We start from the raw sequence: 13,168 nt of genomic DNA, 5'->3' as shown, positions 1-13,168 counted from the left end.
GATGAAGAGGGGAACGCGCGGATGAAAGGTATCTTGTTACGCTGGCTGGCTCGCTACGATGGCTGGTGCGAGGAGTGGGGGCTCACGCCGGAGAACCGGCGCTGCTGCGTGCCGGTGCGCCGGGAACAGGATGAGGCGCCGCAGGCAGAGCCGCAAGCCGAGTCGGAGCCGCTCACTGGAAATTGCGGGTCACGGCACCAGTGACGCTGTTGTAGTCGAAGGAGAGACCGTCGGGATAGGCGGGGAAGCGGCCGATGGAGTCGCGCAGGGTGTAGCGGCAGTTGCTGTGCGGTTCTCCCTCTTCATCTATCTGGTTGGCGGTCAGCTCGCTGGACAGGTAGTCGGCGTTGAGTTGCTGATCGGGATCCTGATCGACCGAGGCGACGGTGTAGCTGCTGTCCAGCAGCCCCTGAAACAGCAGACGGCAGTCTGACTGGTTGCTCACCGAGATGTAGTCGCCCTGACCTGCGACATAGGGTTCGTCGATCCCCTTGCGCCCCTGATCTTCGTCCGTGCCGGCGGGCCAGCCATAGCGGTTGATGTCGAGATTGCGTTGCCCCATGCTGCCGAGATTGTAGAGCGCCTGATCCTGCGCCTTGACCGCCCAGCCGGCATGAGCCAGCTGGACTGCGCTGGCAAAGCTGGCCGCCGTTGCCGCGACCGTGCTCTTTAATGCGTCATCCTTGAGATTGATGAAGCGGGGAAGGGCGGTCACGGCCAGGATCCCCAGCACTATGATGACCAGCACCAGTTCTATCAGGGTAAAGCCGTGGCTTGTGCGTTTCATCATGATATGGACCCATTAATTACGACAAACAGGTGAGTGACATGCAATTGATCGACACCCATTGCCATCTCGATTTTCCGGTCTTCGATTCCGATCGGGCGGCGCTGCTGGCCGAGTGCCGTCAGCTGGGGGTGGGCGAGTATATCATTCCCGCGGTGGGAGAGGAAAACTGGGGCCGGGTGATGGCGCTGGCGGCAGAACATGACGGCATCTCCTATGCCCTTGGCGTGCACCCCTGGTATGTGGGCGGTCAGACGCCGGCGGTGCTGACCCGGTTGCAGCAACGGCTGGCGGAGCGCCCCCGCGGGTTGGTGGCGGTGGGCGAATGCGGGCTGGATCTGCGCTCCCACGTGCCGCAGGAGGGACAGCTCGAGATGTTCGAGGCCCAGGTCGAACTGGCCAAGGAGCATGAGTTGCCCCTTATTGTCCATTCGGTGCGTGCCAACGACACGGTGGCCAAGATCCTCAGACGTCTGCGCCCTGCCTGCGGGGGCGTCATCCACGCCTTCAGCGGCTCCCTGCAGCAGGCAGAAGCGTTCTGGCAATTGGGATTTCGGCTCGGCATCGGCGGGGTCATCAGCTTTGAGCGGGCCAACAAGACCCGGGAGGCGGTGCGCGACATGCCGCTGGAGGCCCTGCTGCTGGAAACGGACGCCCCCGACATGCCGCTGCAGGGTCAGCAAGGGGCGCCCAACACCCCCGCCAATCTGCCAATCATTGCGCAACTGCTGGCCGATTTGCGGCAGCAACCGCTGGCACATGTTGCCTCGGTGTTACATGAATCCACTCTGCATACCTTCCAGTTGGGCAAGTCGAAAATTAACACCTGATTAACTGTTGCTAGCGACATGATAAAAAATGGGGGGAGTAAAAATCGTTTGCGGTCTAATTTGACGACCTCTAGCGCATTTCATGCTTATAAAATGTGACCAGCGTTCTACTTTGTCGCACCGTAATTAGTATAATGCGCACCCTTGATTGATGGCTTTGAGATACAAGTTGTTAACAAGCTGGAAGGTGCTACTAAAGAGGAAGTGTAAATAATGAATCTAATAATGGGTCTGGTAGGGATGGCAACGCTCGTCCTTATCGCGGTGCTGTTCTCCAGCAATCGCAAAGCAATAAGAGTGCGCACCGTTGCCGGTGCCTTTGCAATCCAAGCTGGCCTGGGTGCCTTCGTGCTGTACGTCCCGGTTGGTCGTGACATCCTGGTAGGTGTATCCGATGCTGTTTCCAGCGTCATCGGTTATGGCCAGAACGGCATCGAATTCCTGTTCGGTGGTCTGGTCAGCAACAAGATGTTCGAAGTGTTCGGTGGTGGCGGCTTCATCTTCGCCTTCCGCGTACTGCCGGTCATCATCTTCTTCTCCTCCCTGATCGCCGTTCTCTATTACCTGGGCATCATGCAGTGGGTCATCAAACTGCTGGGTGGTGGCCTGCAGAAAGTACTGGGCACGTCCCGTACCGAATCCCTCTCCGCCACTGCCAACATCTTCGTGGGCCAGACTGAAGCGCCGCTGGTTGTGCGTCCCTTCATCTCCAAGATGACCGACTCCGAGCTGTTCGCCGTCATGTGTGGTGGCTTGGCTTCCGTCGCCGGCTCCGTACTGGCCGGTTACGCCTCCATGGGCGTCAAGATGGAATACCTGATTGCCGCCTCCTTCATGGCAGCCCCGGGTGGTCTGCTGTTCGCCAAGCTGCTGGTGCCGGAAACCGAGACCCCGAGCTACGATGAGAGCAATGCCGATGGCGATCTGGAAGACAAGCCTGCCAACGTGATCGATGCCGCCGCCGCCGGTGCCTCTGCCGGTCTGCAACTGGCCCTGAACGTCGGCGCCATGCTGCTGGCCTTCATCGGTCTGATCGCCATGATCAACGGCATCTTCTCCGGTGTGGGTGGCTGGTTCGGTTATCCGCAGCTCTCCCTGGAACTGCTGCTGGGCTGGATCTTCTCCCCGCTGGCCTTCCTGATCGGTGTGCCCTGGAGTGAAGCCGTCGTTGCCGGTTCCTTCATCGGCCAGAAGCTGGTGGTCAACGAGTTCGTGGCCTACCTGAACTTCGCCCCGTACCTGAAGGATGAAGTGCTGATCAATGGCGTGGCCATGTCTGACCACACCAAGGCCATCATCTCCTTCGCCCTGTGCGGTTTCGCCAACCTGTCCTCCGTTGCCATCCTGCTGGGTGGTCTGGGCTCCATGGCACCGAACCGTCGCGGCACCATTGCGAAATTTGGTCTGAAAGCCGTACTGGCCGGCTCTCTGTCCAACCTGATGTCTGCGACCATCGCAGGCTTCTTCCTGGCGCTGTCCGGCATGTAATATCAGCCTGACTGACAGGGTATAACCACGAACGCCACGGCATCTGCCGTGGCGTTCGTGTATGGAGCGGTGACAACCGTTTTCCTTTCTAAACTAATAATAAAATGAGTCAAATCGGAGGTTATATGAATGAAGTGCTACTGGCGATGGCAGCCGGCTTTATCGTTGGCTTGTTGTTTTCTTTCCTCAAATTGCCGATCCCGGCCCCGCCCGTACTGTCCGGGGTGATGGGGATCGTTGGAGTCTACCTGGGGGGCCTGGCATACTCCTGGATACTTACCCGTTTCTTCTCTTAACGCACTTTCCAGTACCGGATTTGCCAGATGTGAGGTACCTCTGAAAATGGCAAATCCGGCTTGCAAACAAGGGGTATCTCGGCTGAAATAGGCATTGCCAGCAGGGTGCTGGCATTGACTAATGCCCGATGAAATCGGGTGTTGGCGGTCAAATGGAATTGATTGGGAAGTCGGGTCAGACCTTGTCTGCCTTTCTCAAGTCTTCATGGAACCAAGTCCGCACTTTTGTAAGAAAGTGACAGGGCTCTTGCCTTATTTGCAGCCTATTGCCCGTGCAGTTGCGCTGCAATTCCATTCCCGTTTTTCCGGGAGTCGCGTCTTGCCGGTTGCGTTGCGACAGGCAGCACCATGCCCTGGAATTCGGACTACATCGAGACTTTGGAGAACAGAATGACTGATCTGAAACTGGCCGCCCAGCGCGCCCTAAATCTGATGGACCTGACCACCCTGAACGATGACGACACCGATCAGAAGGTGATCGACCTGTGCCGCAAGGCCAAGTCTCCGGCCGGCCTGACCGCCGCCGTCTGCATCTACCCCCGTTTCATCCCCATCGCTCGCAAGACTCTGCGTGAGATCGGCGCTGCCGACGTGCGTATTGCGACCGTGACCAACTTCCCGCACGGCAACGACGACATCGAGATCGCCGTGGCCGAAACCCGCGCCGCCGTGGCCTACGGTGCCGACGAAGTGGACGTGGTGTTCCCGTACCGCGCCTTCATGGCCGGCAATGAACAGGTCGGCTTCGATCTGGTCAAAGCTTGTAAGGAAGCCTGTGGCGCCAACGTTCTGCTGAAAGTGATCATCGAGACCGGCGAGCTGAAAGAGGAAGCGCTGATCCGTCGCGCCTCTGAAATCTCCATCGACGCCGGTGCCGACTTCATCAAGACCTCCACCGGCAAGGTGCCGGTCAATGCGACCCCGATCGCTGCCCGCATCATGATGGAAGTGATCAAGGCCAAGAACCCGAAAGTGGGCTTCAAGCCGGCCGGTGGCGTGAAAGACGCCGCCGTGGCGGGCCAGTACCTGGCCATGGCCGAAGATATCCTGGGCAAGGACTGGGTATCCGCCCGCACCTTCCGCTTTGGTGCATCCAGCCTGCTGGCCAGCCTGCTGGCCACGCTGGGGCATGGCGACAAGCCGGCCAACACCAGCGGTTACTAATAGGTTGATGAGAGGGCGGACCGCTGTCCGCCCTGTTGCGCCCCACCCGTGTGGGGTGCGGGCAAGGATTCAGACTTGTGTAACGCCAGCAATGGCGGAGGGAATGAAAGATGTTTTTGCCTCAAGAAATCATTCGCAAGAAGCGCAACGGTGAAGCGCTCAGTACCCAAGAGATTCAATTTTTCGTTCAGGGCATTACCAACAACACCATCGGCGAGGGCCAGATTGCGGCACTGGCGATGGCGGTCTACTTCAAAGACATGACCATGGATGAGCGGGTTGCCCTGACCTGCGCCATGCGCGATTCCGGCATGGTGCTGACCTGGGACCACCTCAATCTGGGCGGCCCCATCGTCGACAAACACTCCACCGGCGGCGTGGGTGACGTCGTCTCCCTGATGCTTGGCCCCATGGTCGCCGCCTGTGGCGGTTTCGTGCCGATGATCTCCGGCCGTGGCCTGGGCCACACCGGCGGTACCCTGGACAAGCTGGATGCCATTCCCGGCTACCAGACCTCGGTCGACAACGACCGTTTCCTGAAAGTGGTGAAAGAGGCGGGGGTCGCCATCATCGGCCAGACCGGCGATCTTGCCCCGGCCGACAAGCGTATCTATGCGGTACGGGACATCACCGCTACCGTCGAATCCATCGCCATGATCACCGGCTCCATCCTCTCCAAGAAGCTCGCCTCCGGGCTGGAAGCGCTGGTGATGGACGTGAAAGTGGGCTCCGGTGCCTTCATGCCGACCTTTGAAGCATCCGAGGAGCTGGCCAAGAGCATAGTCGCGGTGGCCAACGGTGCGGGCTGCCGTACTTCAGCGCTCTTGACCGACATGAACCAGGTGCTGGCCTCCAGCGCCGGCAATGCGGTGGAAGTGCGCGAAGCGGTGCGCTACCTGACCGGCGAATACCGTAACCCGCGCATCCATGCCGTCACCATGGCGCTGTGCGCCGAGATGCTGATCTCCGCCGGCCTGGCCAGCGATGACGGCGAGGCCCGCCGCAAGCTGCAGGCGGTGCTGGACAACGGCAAGGCGGCCGAGATCTTCGGTCGCATGGTGACCGGCCTCGGCGGCCCGAGCGACTTCATGGAGCGCTACGATCATCACCTGCCCAAAGCCGCCATCGTGCGTCCCGTCTATGCCGCCAACAGCGGTTTCGTGACCGCCATGGATACCCGCGAACTGGGTCTGGCCGTGGTCGCCATGGGCGGTGGCCGTCGCGCTGCCGGTGACAAGCTTGATTATGCCGTCGGTCTGACCGACTTTATCCGCCTGGGTCAAAGTGTTGAGGCAGACAAGCCGCTCGCCCTGATCCACGCTCAAACTGAAGAGCAATTTGCTCAGGCCGCCAGCATGGTGCAGGCTGCCGTCAAGATCGGTGATACCCAACCGGAGGCGCTGCCCGAGGTTTACCGTCGCATCGGTCTGGCTGATTTGTAACAAGGGGAAGTCCCATGAAACGTACCTTTATTCTGATGATGGACTCTTTCGGCATTGGCGCTGCCGCCGACGCCGACAAGTTCGGCGATGTGGGCGCCAATACCCTTGGCCATATCGCCAAGGCCTGTGCCGCCGGCGAACTCGAGGGCCGTGGCGCCCTCAATCTGCCGAACCTCAGCAAGCTGGGTCTGGGCCACGCGGGTGAACTCGCCAGCGGCACCTTCCCGGCCGGCCTGAACAAGGACGTCGAGGTAGTCGGTGCCTACGGCTTTGCCCAGGAGCTCTCCTCCGGCAAGGACACTCCGTCCGGTCACTGGGAAATTGCCGGCGTGCCCGTGCTGTTCGAGTGGGGCTACTTCAAGGATCACCACAACAGCTTCCCGCAGGAGCTGCTGGATGCCATCGTCGAGAAGGCCGGTCTGCCGGGCTATCTGGGCAACTGCCACGCCTCCGGTACCCAGGTGCTGGACGATCTGGGCGAAGAGCACATGCGTACCGGCAAGCCGATCCTCTACACCTCCGCCGACTCCGTGTTCCAGATCGCCTGCCACGAAGAGACCTACGGCCTCGAGAAGCTCTATGAGCTGTGCCACATCGTGCGCGAGCTGCTGGAGCCCTACAACATCGGCCGCGTCATCGCGCGTCCGTTCGTGGGCAGTGGCAAGGGCAACTTCAAGCGTACCGGCAACCGTCACGACTACTCCGTACTGCCGCCGGCACCGACCGTGCTGGATTACATGAAGGAAGCGGGCGGCCAGGTGGTTTCCATCGGCAAGATCGCCGACATCTATGCCCAGCAGGGCATCACCAAGCAGGTGAAGGGCACAGGTCTGACCGAGCTGTGGGACAGAACCCTGGAAGAGGTGAAAGCGGCCGGTGACCAGACCATCGTTTTCACCAACTTCGTCGACTTCGACTCCTCCTACGGTCACCGTCGCGACGTGAAGGGCTACGCCGATGCGCTGGAGTACTTCGACTCCCGCCTGCCGGAGCTGTTCGAGCTGATGCAGGATGGCGACGTGGTGGTGCTGACCGCCGACCACGGCTGTGACCCGACCTGGAGCGGCACCGACCACACCCGCGAGTACATCCCTGTGCTGTTCTACGGCAAGCCGGTCAAGGCTGGTTCCGTCGGCCGTCGCGAGACCTTTGCCGACATCGGCCAGAGCATCGCGGCGTACCACGGTCTGCCCAAACTGGCGTACGGTACCAGCTTCCTGTAAGTTACCCGCCCGTCGCCTCGGCGGCGGGCAACCAATAAAGACAATAAAACTCAACCTAGTGTGAAGGAATCAAGAGAATGGCAACTCCTCATATCAATGCGAAAGATGGCGCCTTTGCTGACACCGTGCTGATGCCGGGCGACCCCCTGCGCGCCAAGTACATCGCCGAAACCTTCCTGGATAACGTCGAACAGGTGTGCGACGTGCGCAACATGTTCGGTTTCACCGGCACCTACAAGGGTCGTCGCATCTCCATCATGGGCCACGGCATGGGCATCCCGTCTTGCTCCATCTATGCAAAAGAGCTGATCACCGATTACGGCGTGAAGACTCTGATCCGCGTCGGCTCCTGCGGTGCCGTGCGTGAAGACGTGAAGCTGCGTGACGTGGTGATCGGCATGGGTGCCTGCACCGACTCCAAGGTGAACCGCCTGCGCTTCAAGGATCACGACTTCGCCGCCATCGCCGACTTCGATCTGGTTGCCAATGCTGTACAGGCCGCCAAGAACAAGGGCGTTGCCGTGCGCGTCGGTAACATCTTCTCCGCCGACCTGTTCTACACCCCGGACCCCTCCATGTTCGACGTCATGGAAAAATACGGCATCTTGGGTGTCGAGATGGAAGCCGCCGGCATCTACGGTGTGGCCGCAGAGTACGGTGCTCGCGCACTGACCATCTGCACCGTCTCCGACCATATCCGTACCGGTGAGCAGACCACCTCCGAAGAGCGTCAGCTGACCTTCAACGACATGATCGAAATCGCGCTGGATTCCGTCCTGCTGGGCGACAACTAATCCCCTTCGCGCATGAATAATGAAAACGGCGGCCCTCGGGCCGCCGTTTTGCATTTCAAGGAGGGAAGATCAGAGGTCGAGGGCGAAGCGCCCCTTGCCGGCCTGTTTGGCCCGGTACATGGCGCTGTCGGCCCGGTGCAGCAGATCGTCGATGTGACAATACTGGCCCGAATGGCAGATGGCTCCGCCGATGCTGCCGGCGAGGGGCAGCTGGTGGCCGGCCACGTCGGCCGGTACCGCCATGGCCGCCAGCAGCCGTTCGCACAGGGTGGGCAGCTCCTGCTCCGGTTGGCGCAGGGCCGGCAGTATGATGGTGAACTCGTCGCCGGCCAGGCGCGCCACCATGTCACCGGGGCGCACCTCGGCACTGAGCACGCTGGCGAAGCGCTGCAACAGGGCGTCGCCGACGTGGTGGCCGAGCTGATCGTTGATCCGCTTGAAGCCGTCGAGATCGAGAAACAGCAGCCCCAGGGTCTCGGCATTCTGACGCACTCGTTCCAGCTCCCGGGAGAGGCGCAGGGTGAAAGCGCGCCGGTTGGGCAGGCCGGTGAGGGGGTCGTGGGCCGCCTCGTGCTCCAGCTGGTTCTGCAGCGCCTTGAACTCGGTGATGTCGCTGCCGAGGATGTAGACCCCTGGCTCGTCGCCCCGGCTCGGGATCATGGTGATCCTGAGATCCCGTGGGCCTATGGGCAGCTCAAAGCGGTTTTCGAAGCTCACCTGCTCGCCGGCGAGGGCCTGCTCCAGATGGGCGATGGCCCGGCCGTAGGCCGCCTCGCCGATCACCTCCCGCACGCTCATCTCCCGTATCCGTTCGGGATCCAGCCCGAAGTAGCGACAGTAGGCCTGGTTGGCAAACAGGTAGCGCCCCTCGGGCGAGACCATGCTGATGGTGACCGGCAGGCCGTCGGTGATGGCCCGCAACCGGGCCCGCCCGCGCTCGATTTCCGCCAGCACCTGGCGGCGGGCGCTGATGTCGTGCAGGAACAGGGCGAGGCGCACCTTGCCGTCGAACTGGTAGCGCTCGGCGCTCACCTCGACCGGGACCTGGCGACCGCTGCGGGTGCCGATGTCGCACTCCAGGCGGCGCTGTGCGCGCTCGGGATGGGTCAGCAGCGCCAGCAGAGGGTGAGCGCTGCCGAGCAGGGTGGGCAGGGTGCGTCCCAGCATCTCCTCGGGGTGCCAGCCGAGCAGGGTGGTGGAGGCCGGGTTCCAGCCGGTAATAACCAGCGCCTCGTCGAGCTCGAGGAAGGCGTTGCTGGTGTGCTCCAGCATGTGTTGCAGCCGGCGTTGCTCCTGCCACAGGCGTTGCTGCACGGCGCCGCGCTCGCGCATCTCGCGATGCAGTTGCTCCACCGTGCTCGACAGCTCGCGGGTGCGCTCACGCACCTGCTGCTCGAGCCCTTGCTGCAGTTGCAGCAGTTCGGCCTCGACCTGCTTGCGCTCGGTGAGGTCGGCAAACACGGCGATCATGTGGGGGGCCATGGTGCGGCTCTGGCACAGGGTCACGCTGAGCTGGACCCAACACAGGCTGCCGTCGGCGCGGATCATCCGCTTCTCCAGCCGGTAGTCCTGCCGCTGCCCCGCGAGCAGGGCGGTGAACAGGGCCAGCTCGCGCGGCAGATCCTCGGGGTGGGTCATGGCGTGCCAGGTTCGCGTCAGCATCTCCTGTTCGCTGTAGCCGAGCAGTCGCTCCAGCCCCGGGTTGGCCCGCAGCCAGCGTCCTTCGACCGACGAGAGGGCCATGCCCACCGAGGACTGGTTGAAGGTGAGGGTGAACAGGTGTTCCTTGTCCTCCAGCACCTGGTTGAGGCTGCGCACCTGATGGCGCCTTTCCAGATCGTGCAGGGTGTTCTCCACCAGGCGGCCGAAGTCGTCGAGATCGCGACAGGCCTCCTCGTCGAGGTGGCGCGCTGCATGATCCACCAGACAGAGGGTGCCGAGCACCACGCCGTCCAGCGCCCGCAGTGGCCGGCCGGCATAGAAGACCACGTGGGGCTCGCCCGTCACCAGCGGGTTGTCGGCAAAGCGCGGGTCGAGTCTGGCATCCTGCACCTGCATGATGTCGGGGCGCAGGATGGCGTGGCCGCAAAAGGAGTGCTCCCGGCTGATCTCGCACAGGGTGACCCCGGTGCGGGCGAGAAACCACTGCCGGTTCACGTCGGTCAGCGAGACCATGGCGATGGGCAGCGAGAAATGGCGGGTGATGAGCCGGGTCAGGCGATCCAGCTGGTCGATGGGCTCGCGGTCAAGCAAGCCCAGGATGCGGAGTCGTTCCAGTCGGCTCTCTTCATCCAGAGGAAGAGGGGGGGCAATCATACAGCGCTCCTGCTGGTGGCATTGCCTGGGTTGTATACAAGGCGATGAGGTCGCACCGTCTTATTGCGGTTCGACCGGTTTGCTTTTCTTCTTGTGCTTGCGCACCCGCATGTAGTTGCGGCGCACCCCGTAGGAGATGAGCAGCCCGGCCAGCAGGGCGACTAGCAGCATCAGCCGCTGTTTCTCCTGCACCACCTTGAGCCGGGTGTCCTTGTCCGCCAGCATCTGCTGCTCCTCCAGGGTAATGCGCAGATAGCCCAGCGTCTGCTCCCCATCCAGGATCTCCTGCACGAACTGGATGCGCCCCTTGCCCTGCTCGGGGACCGACTTGTTGTTGTCGCCGATGGGCAGCAGGCTGTCCAGCGGCACTGCATTGTCCGACTGGGCGAGGGGAATGCCGCGGGCATCGTAGAGGGTGACATCGAGGATCTCTGGTTCGGCGGCCAGATCCCGGGCCAGCCGCTCCAGCTCGCTGTTTTTCTCCTCCTTGATCCAGCGTTTCATGTCCCGGGCGGCATAGGCCACCAGTGCCTGGGCCCGGTTGCGCGCCTCGCTGTGCAACGAGGCCTGGCTCTCGCCCTGCATATGAATGAGCACGGCGAGCACCCAGAGTCCGAGCAGGACACCGGCACCCAGACTGAGCACTCGTTTGATGGGGAGATGACGCAAGCGTTGAGCCTTTTGCTGACAAGGAGTGGCGGGATCTTGGCGCTTGCCTGTACAAAAAGCAATACGCTACTCTGGGCCAGTTTTGTTAACCCCATGATCACCAAGGAAGGCGTTATCCCTATGTTGTTGTCCCAATTGCCTGCAGATATTTCAGAGTGGCCCGAGTGCCTGTCCGGCGCCCCCTGGTGGGAGGCGACGCCACAGGCGCTGCTGCCCGCCGCCAGTGCGCTGGATGGCGCCTGGCTGGTGCTGTTCGGTCGGACCCTTGGCGGCCACCATCTCGGCAGGCTGGCCGGACTGCTGGCGCGGCACGGGCTGCAGGCACGGCTCTATCCGCCCGCCATGCAGGCCGGGGTACCCCTGTTGCTGCTGGGCACGGATCGCTTCTCACCCGCTCTGGTACAGACGCTCAAGGGGGAGGAGTGGGATATCGATCTGTGTCATCTGCCGGCCCTGCCCAGCCTGGCTGAGCCCGGTCTGCTGGTGATGGACATGGACTCCACCGCCATCCGCATCGAGTGCATCGACGAGATTGCCCGCTTGGCCGGGGTCGGCGAGCAGGTAGCGGCGGTCACTGCGGCCGCCATGCAGGGCAAGCTGGAGTTTTCCGACAGCCTGCGGGCCAGGGTCGCCCTGCTGGAGGGGGCACCGGTCACCATTCTCGACGAGGTGGCGGCCAACATGCCCTGGATGCCGGGCCTGCAACTGATGGTCGACACTCTCAAGCAGGCTGGCTGGAAGGTGGCGATCGCCTCCGGTGGTTTCACCCGTTTTGCCGGCCAGTTGCAGCGGGAGCTGGGGCTGGACGCCATCTTCGCCAACGAGCTGGCGGTGGCGGGGCCGCAGCTGACCGGCAAGGTGAGCGGGCGCATCGTCGATGCCGCCGTCAAGGCCGAGGTGCTGCAGCAGCTGGCCGCGGAGTACGGCATCGCCACTGGCCAGACCGTGGCCGTGGGCGATGGTGCCAACGATCTCAAGATGATGGGGGTGGCCGGGCTCGGCATCGCCATCCACGCCAAACCGCTGGTGCGGGCCCAGGCGGCGGCCACCCTCAACCACCACGATCTGGAAGGGGTGATCTGCCTGCTTGGCGCCCTGGCCTGCCGCCAGCAGCGCTGGGATAGGCGCTGAGCCCACTAGGGCTGGACTCAACCCCACGTCACGGAGGACGTAGTCTCAAAATGGAACTGCTACAACAATCCCTGTTTATTCCCTGCGGCGAACATAGGCTGCACGTTCGCCACATTCAGCCTCGGGTCGCGGTACATGGCGAGCCGATCCTGATGGTGCACGGCGCCATCGAGAACGGGCGCATCTTCTATACCGAGTCGGGCAAGGGGCTGGCCTGTTTTCTGGCCCGCCACGGCTATCAGGTCTATGTGGCCGATCTGCGCGGGCGGGGGCTCAGCACGCCGGCCATCGCCGAGCAGGCCGAACATGGCCAGCATGAGCTCATCACCGAGGATCTGCCGGCCCTGCACCGCTGGATTGCCGCCCGTCATGCTGGTTTCAAGCTGCACTGGATGGCCCACTCCTGGGGCGGCGTCATCATGGCGTCGACCCTGGTGCGCTTTCCCGAGCTGGCGGAGCAGGTGGCCAGCCTGGTGTTCTTTGGCACTAAGCGCGGCGTGTCGGTACAAAATCCGGAGCGCTGGCTGAAGGTGGATCTGATCTGGAACCGGCTGGCCCCCTGGCTGGCCAGCCGCAACGGCTTTCTGGCTGCGCGCAGATTGAAGATAGGGGCGGATGACGAGCCGTTGCGCTACCTGCAGGAGACCATCCCCTGGGTCAAGTGTGGCCCCTGGCAGGATCCCAGCGACGGGTTCGCCTATGACGAGGCGGCCGCCCGGGTCAACTGGCCGCCGCTCTGGATGATCTCGGCCAAGGCGGACAAGGTGCTGGGTCACCCGACCGACGTGCGCCGCTTCAGCGCCGAGATGGGCTCGGCTGCGCGCCATACCCGGCTCGGCCGGGACAACGGCAACCGGCTCGATTACGACCACATCAACATGCTGACTGCACCTCAGGCGCAGGAGGATCACTTCCCGCAGATCCTCGAATGGCTGCTCAACCCGCAGGCGGCCTGATGGGGGAACCCTCGGGGGGCTGGTAGCCACAAGAGTGCGAAAAACAATGGCGGACCCTGGGTCCGCCATTGC

General features: G+C 62.6%; 13 protein-coding genes. 10 read left to right on the top strand and 3 right to left on the bottom strand.

Going from position 1 to position 13,168, the window contains the following annotated elements; genetic code table 11:
* Positions 1-21: 21 nt before the first annotated feature.
* Positions 22-204: a DUF5363 family protein gene (locus CK627_RS00465; protein ID WP_005305116.1), complete on the top strand. Its 183-nt coding sequence runs from the start codon at positions 22-24 to the stop codon at positions 202-204.
* Here the strand turns inward: CK627_RS00465 and tppF are convergent.
* A complete protein-coding gene (gene tppF / locus CK627_RS00460) occupies positions 173-790 on the bottom strand; it encodes a type IVa pilus pseudopilin TppF (protein ID WP_005305113.1) in 618 nt (205 codons plus the stop codon). The two genes, CK627_RS00465 and tppF, sit on opposite strands and share 32 nt — an antisense overlap.
* Positions 791-828: 38 nt before the next feature.
* Between tppF and CK627_RS00455 the strand changes: the two genes are divergently transcribed.
* The 7 genes from CK627_RS00455 (at position 829) to deoD (ending at position 8,024) form a co-directional block, all read left to right on the top strand.
* A complete protein-coding gene (locus CK627_RS00455; protein WP_017781074.1) occupies positions 829-1,617 on the top strand; it encodes a TatD family hydrolase in 789 nt (262 codons plus the stop codon).
* 213 nt (positions 1,618-1,830) lie between these two features.
* Positions 1,831-3,105, top strand: coding sequence for a NupC/NupG family nucleoside CNT transporter (locus CK627_RS00450; RefSeq protein WP_005305106.1), 1,275 nt, complete (start codon positions 1,831-1,833; stop codon positions 3,103-3,105).
* 125 nt (positions 3,106-3,230) lie between these two features.
* Entirely contained in the window at positions 3,231-3,401 is a 171-nt protein-coding gene (locus CK627_RS00445; protein WP_005305103.1) for a XapX domain-containing protein, read from the top strand.
* Positions 3,402-3,791: 390 nt separating this feature from the next.
* Positions 3,792-4,565: a deoxyribose-phosphate aldolase gene (gene deoC / locus CK627_RS00440; RefSeq protein ID WP_042007893.1), complete on the top strand. Its 774-nt coding sequence runs from the start codon at positions 3,792-3,794 to the stop codon at positions 4,563-4,565.
* Positions 4,566-4,675: 110 nt separating this feature from the next.
* Positions 4,676-6,007: a thymidine phosphorylase gene (deoA, locus tag CK627_RS00435; protein ID WP_095591439.1), complete on the top strand. Its 1,332-nt coding sequence runs from the start codon at positions 4,676-4,678 to the stop codon at positions 6,005-6,007.
* 14 nt (positions 6,008-6,021) lie between these two features.
* Complete coding sequence (locus CK627_RS00430; RefSeq protein ID WP_010636141.1) at positions 6,022-7,230, top strand: phosphopentomutase; 1,209 nt, start codon at positions 6,022-6,024, stop codon at positions 7,228-7,230.
* 77 nt (positions 7,231-7,307) lie between these two features.
* The gene (deoD, locus tag CK627_RS00425; RefSeq protein WP_095591438.1) at positions 7,308-8,024 is read left to right on the top strand and encodes a purine-nucleoside phosphorylase; all 717 of its coding nucleotides are present in this window, start codon (positions 7,308-7,310) and stop codon (positions 8,022-8,024) included.
* 69 nt (positions 8,025-8,093) lie between these two features.
* On the opposite strand, the gene CK627_RS00420 is transcribed toward deoD, so the two are convergent.
* Both CK627_RS00420 and CK627_RS00415 read right to left on the bottom strand, forming a co-directional pair.
* Positions 8,094-10,340 (bottom strand): sensor domain-containing diguanylate cyclase, encoded by a 2,247-nt coding sequence (locus tag CK627_RS00420; RefSeq protein WP_095591437.1) that lies wholly within the window; start codon positions 10,338-10,340, stop codon positions 8,094-8,096.
* A 60-nt stretch (positions 10,341-10,400) separates the two neighbouring features.
* Entirely contained in the window at positions 10,401-11,009 is a 609-nt protein-coding gene (locus CK627_RS00415; protein WP_005305087.1) for an AhpA/YtjB family protein, read from the bottom strand.
* 120 nt (positions 11,010-11,129) lie between these two features.
* On the opposite strand from CK627_RS00415, the gene serB reads away from it, so the two are divergent.
* The gene (gene serB / locus CK627_RS00410; protein WP_095591436.1) at positions 11,130-12,140 is read left to right on the top strand and encodes a phosphoserine phosphatase SerB; all 1,011 of its coding nucleotides are present in this window, start codon (positions 11,130-11,132) and stop codon (positions 12,138-12,140) included.
* A gap of 50 nt (positions 12,141-12,190) precedes the next feature.
* Complete coding sequence (locus tag CK627_RS00405; protein WP_005305083.1) at positions 12,191-13,096, top strand: alpha/beta hydrolase family protein; 906 nt, start codon at positions 12,191-12,193, stop codon at positions 13,094-13,096.
* The last annotated feature ends 72 nt before the right edge of the window (positions 13,097-13,168 follow it).

The sequence above is a fragment of the Aeromonas dhakensis genome, from assembly GCF_002285935.1.
Lineage (GTDB): Bacteria > Pseudomonadota > Gammaproteobacteria > Enterobacterales > Aeromonadaceae > Aeromonas > Aeromonas dhakensis.
This window is presented reverse-complemented; position numbering and strand designations above follow the sequence as displayed.

Bases quoted from the DNA above. Each gene is read 5' to 3' on its own strand.
- CK627_RS00465 (WP_005305116.1), top strand. From the start codon at position 22: ATGAAAGGTATCTTGTTACGCTGGCTGGCTCGCTACGATGGCTGGTGC.
- tppF (WP_005305113.1), bottom strand. From the start codon at position 790: ATGATGAAACGCACAAGCCACGGCTTTACCCTGATAGAACTGGTGCTG.
- CK627_RS00455 (WP_017781074.1), top strand. From the start codon at position 829: ATGCAATTGATCGACACCCATTGCCATCTCGATTTTCCGGTCTTCGAT.
- CK627_RS00450 (WP_005305106.1), top strand. From the start codon at position 1,831: ATGAATCTAATAATGGGTCTGGTAGGGATGGCAACGCTCGTCCTTATC.
- CK627_RS00445 (WP_005305103.1), top strand. From the start codon at position 3,231: ATGAATGAAGTGCTACTGGCGATGGCAGCCGGCTTTATCGTTGGCTTG.
- deoC (WP_042007893.1), top strand. From the start codon at position 3,792: ATGACTGATCTGAAACTGGCCGCCCAGCGCGCCCTAAATCTGATGGAC.
- deoA (WP_095591439.1), top strand. From the start codon at position 4,676: ATGTTTTTGCCTCAAGAAATCATTCGCAAGAAGCGCAACGGTGAAGCG.
- CK627_RS00430 (WP_010636141.1), top strand. From the start codon at position 6,022: ATGAAACGTACCTTTATTCTGATGATGGACTCTTTCGGCATTGGCGCT.
- deoD (WP_095591438.1), top strand. From the start codon at position 7,308: ATGGCAACTCCTCATATCAATGCGAAAGATGGCGCCTTTGCTGACACC.
- CK627_RS00420 (WP_095591437.1), bottom strand. From the start codon at position 10,340: ATGATTGCCCCCCCTCTTCCTCTGGATGAAGAGAGCCGACTGGAACGA.
- serB (WP_095591436.1), top strand. From the start codon at position 11,130: ATGTTGTTGTCCCAATTGCCTGCAGATATTTCAGAGTGGCCCGAGTGC.
- CK627_RS00405 (WP_005305083.1), top strand. From the start codon at position 12,191: ATGGAACTGCTACAACAATCCCTGTTTATTCCCTGCGGCGAACATAGG.